This is a genomic window from Enterobacter sp. 940_PEND, from assembly GCF_001059415.1.
Classification (GTDB): domain Bacteria; phylum Pseudomonadota; class Gammaproteobacteria; order Enterobacterales; family Enterobacteriaceae; genus Enterobacter; species Enterobacter cloacae_M.
This window is the reverse complement of record NZ_JUMS01000085.1, coordinates 1-2,962: the sequence shown is the minus strand read 5'-3', so window position 1 is coordinate 2,962 and position 2,962 is coordinate 1. Positions and strand designations below refer to the sequence as shown.

Sequence of the window (2,962 nt, the reverse complement as noted above, 5' to 3'; positions counted from 1 at the left end):
GGGCATTATCTGAACATAAAACACTATCAGTAAGTTGGAGTCATTACCACAATTTCATCCTTATATTAAGGTGATGATAAATATCTTTGCTTTTGCCATCCTGATGTTAATGAATCAGGGTAGTGCGACAGCGACGGTCATGGGGTTTTCCGTTGATAACGCCTGCGGTATGCCACGCTATGTTCCGGTGAACCCTTCATCAGCGTCACATAGTTTTCAACAAGGTCGATGTGCGGTAAATTTACAGTCGACGTTTTACGTCCCGGTTTCAGGCTATTATACTGTTGGACTGATGGTTACATCGAGTAGTGGAAGTGGAACAGCTATTTACGCGAACCGTGTAAACTATATTGATGCCTCAAAATCCTTAAACAGTCAGGATGTGAATCCTGGATCAAGGGAAGGAGGCGGCACGGGTATACAATCTTTTGACGCCTGCGATATATTAAAAGCCCCGGATGGAAAGGTTTATTATCTTAACACTTACGGAAAATGTACCGGGCAAAAACTTCCGCCAACCCCCGTGGTAAATACCTCCTGTACCATCAACAGCGGTAACGCCTTAAGCGTCTCGTTAGGCTCGTTAGATCGCGCCACACTACCCACCACACCCAGTTCAGGTAGCGCGAAGCACATAAAGATCCCTGTAAGTTGCACAGGTGGAGACGTCACCGTCTCAATGAATATCACCTATACGGCGATTACCATTGGCAGCACGCAGGCAGTAAAAACCTCAGCAAATGGGGTAGGCACGGCGATTATTTATAACAACGCTGCCGTATCTCCAACCAGCAAAGCCACAATTAACCTGAAAAGCGGATCGAATACGGTCGACCTCGGTTTTCAGGCTATCCGTGATTCAGCGGTGGCGGTGAAAGATATTCCCACCGGCGCGTTCACCGCCAGCGCGGTCATGGTCATGACCCAACAGTAATGCCCAAATAATCCTGCTTTCCTTTAACGGGGCGGAAATTATTTCCGCCCCGATTTTTATGAAAATAGTCATGTTAAATATAAACTGTAATTATCATTCACCGCGCCGCGGTCTACTTTTTATCGCTGGCGTCTGGTTATGCGGTGGTCTGCTCTGGCTATTACCGAATCAGGGGGGCTCCGGACTGGCGTTACCCCAAAATCTGCTGGCCTGGTGCGCGATGGCGCTCATGGTGCTGTGGGGTTCACTCACCGAACGAAGGATGAAATTTATTTATCCTGCTGGCACCCAACTGATTATAACGGGAGCCATTCTCTGGTCACTGCCGCTGCTATGGTCGCCGTCTTCCGCCTGGCAGTGGAACGCCGCGACGAAAGTGATGGCGCTGTGGGGGCTGCTCATCGTCTGGCTGGAACTGCTTAAAAGCCCCATAACGCCCATTATCAGACGTCACTGGCTGCTGATTATGGTGATATCGGCCTTTTTACAGACCATTTTCTGTCTGTATCAATTGACTGATATGGCGACACTGCCCGGCGGACGCCCGTACGGCATCTTCCAGCAGGTAAACGTTCTGGCTTCTTTTTTAGCCACCGGCACGGTTTGTGCCCTTTGGCTTAATACAACGGCGCGCCAGAAGTGGGTAACGCGTTTCTGTTCCCTGTCACTGGTTATGCTACCGGCCATGCTGGTGTTGTTGCAAAGCCGGGCAGGTTATCTTGGCGCTATCCTGGGCTGCCTGCTCGTGCTGGTAGCAGCAAACAAAACGCGCCGTCACCACGGCTATGTTTCTCTGTTGCTGATGTTAGCGGGTATCGTTCTGGGTCTTGTCGCGCTTCATGTTGGTCCACGGTTATTTCCTGGTTTTGCGCCTGGCGTGGTTGATAAAGGTGATTCCGATAGTCAACGCTGGTATATATTGCAATTGACCTGGCAGCTAATCCAGAACCATCCTGTCATCGGCAATGGCTACGGCAGTTTTGAAGCATTACTCGCCCAATTGGCGCAACAGGCGACTCGAGGACTGGAAAGCAAAACGATTCTCTATCCACACAATGAATTTTTCTATACCTGGATGGAAGGGGGGCTCGTTGCCGTCGCGGGTGTGATTCTGATGATCGGCGGCATGCTGAAAAGGCTGTGGAGTCGGGGAGGGCGTCGATGGATTGGTCTGGCGATGTTATTACCCATTGCGCTACACATGAATCTGGAGTATCCGCTCTATCAATCAGTGACGCATGGTCTGGCTCTTGTCATCCTGCTGGGAATTAACGGCCCAACAGCGACGCCGGTGAAAAATGCCGCTCAGGGCAACATGATGACGTTCAACAGAATTGTACGCGTTTTGGCCGCGGGTGCCGTTTTGATATTTATGGCAACCGGTGTCGTAACCGAAGTGCAAATGACCACTATTGAGCAACATGGGCTTGCACCGCTTGCCAGGGATGAAAGCACGGCTGTTGGAACATTACTCAATCCCTGGAGTCAACATGACAGGCTGGATTTTGACCGCCACGTTGCGCTGCTGCTGCGGTTCAATTTGACAAGAGATCCTGATTTATTAACTCGCTTCCAGTCCTGGGCCGAGCACTATAGGAAGGTTCACAATAGCCCTGATGTCAACTTCAGCCTGATGATGATCTACAGGGCGCAAAACAGCGAAAACGCTAAAGAGATATGTATGCAAAGCAACGCACTGTGGCCAGAGGATATCCGCTTTACGTGCGTGAAATTATAGCGTCGCAATGAAAGGGTAAAAGCACGGATACAACAATCGCATTCAGCCTGCACTGATAATCCGGCGGTGCGCATCCGCCGATCTTCCTGATAAGTCGCACTGATTTTATCGAATGGCTTCTGTTTGCAGCACGACATGCTAATGACATCTCTGTCATTTAAATATTTATTCTCAGTGTTGGGGATCCGGAATTATTTTCTCCAGTCTGGGTAGGGATAAAATAAAACGCGTCGAGCGTACATCCGATTCCACATGCACTCTTCCGTGATGTGCTTCCACGATTGACTTCA

Annotated in this window: 2 protein-coding genes; both read left to right on the top strand. The window is 49.7% G+C overall.

Annotated features, from left to right (window positions below):
- Positions 1–73 precede the first annotated feature (73 nt).
- A complete protein-coding gene (locus tag ADJ24_RS23735; RefSeq protein ID WP_032668451.1) occupies positions 74–934 on the top strand; it encodes a fimbrial protein in 861 nt (286 codons plus the stop codon).
- Between the two features lie 70 nt (positions 935–1,004).
- Positions 1,005–2,672: a PglL family O-oligosaccharyltransferase gene (locus ADJ24_RS11760; RefSeq protein WP_080262556.1), complete on the top strand. Its 1,668-nt coding sequence runs from the start codon at positions 1,005–1,007 to the stop codon at positions 2,670–2,672.
- Positions 2,673–2,962: the final 290 nt, after the last annotated feature.

Coding starts and splice junctions, on each gene's coding strand:
- ADJ24_RS23735 (WP_032668451.1), top strand. CDS start 74: ATGATAAATATCTTTGCTTTTGCCATCCTGATGTTAATGAATCAGGGT.
- ADJ24_RS11760 (WP_080262556.1), top strand. CDS start 1,005: ATGTTAAATATAAACTGTAATTATCATTCACCGCGCCGCGGTCTACTT.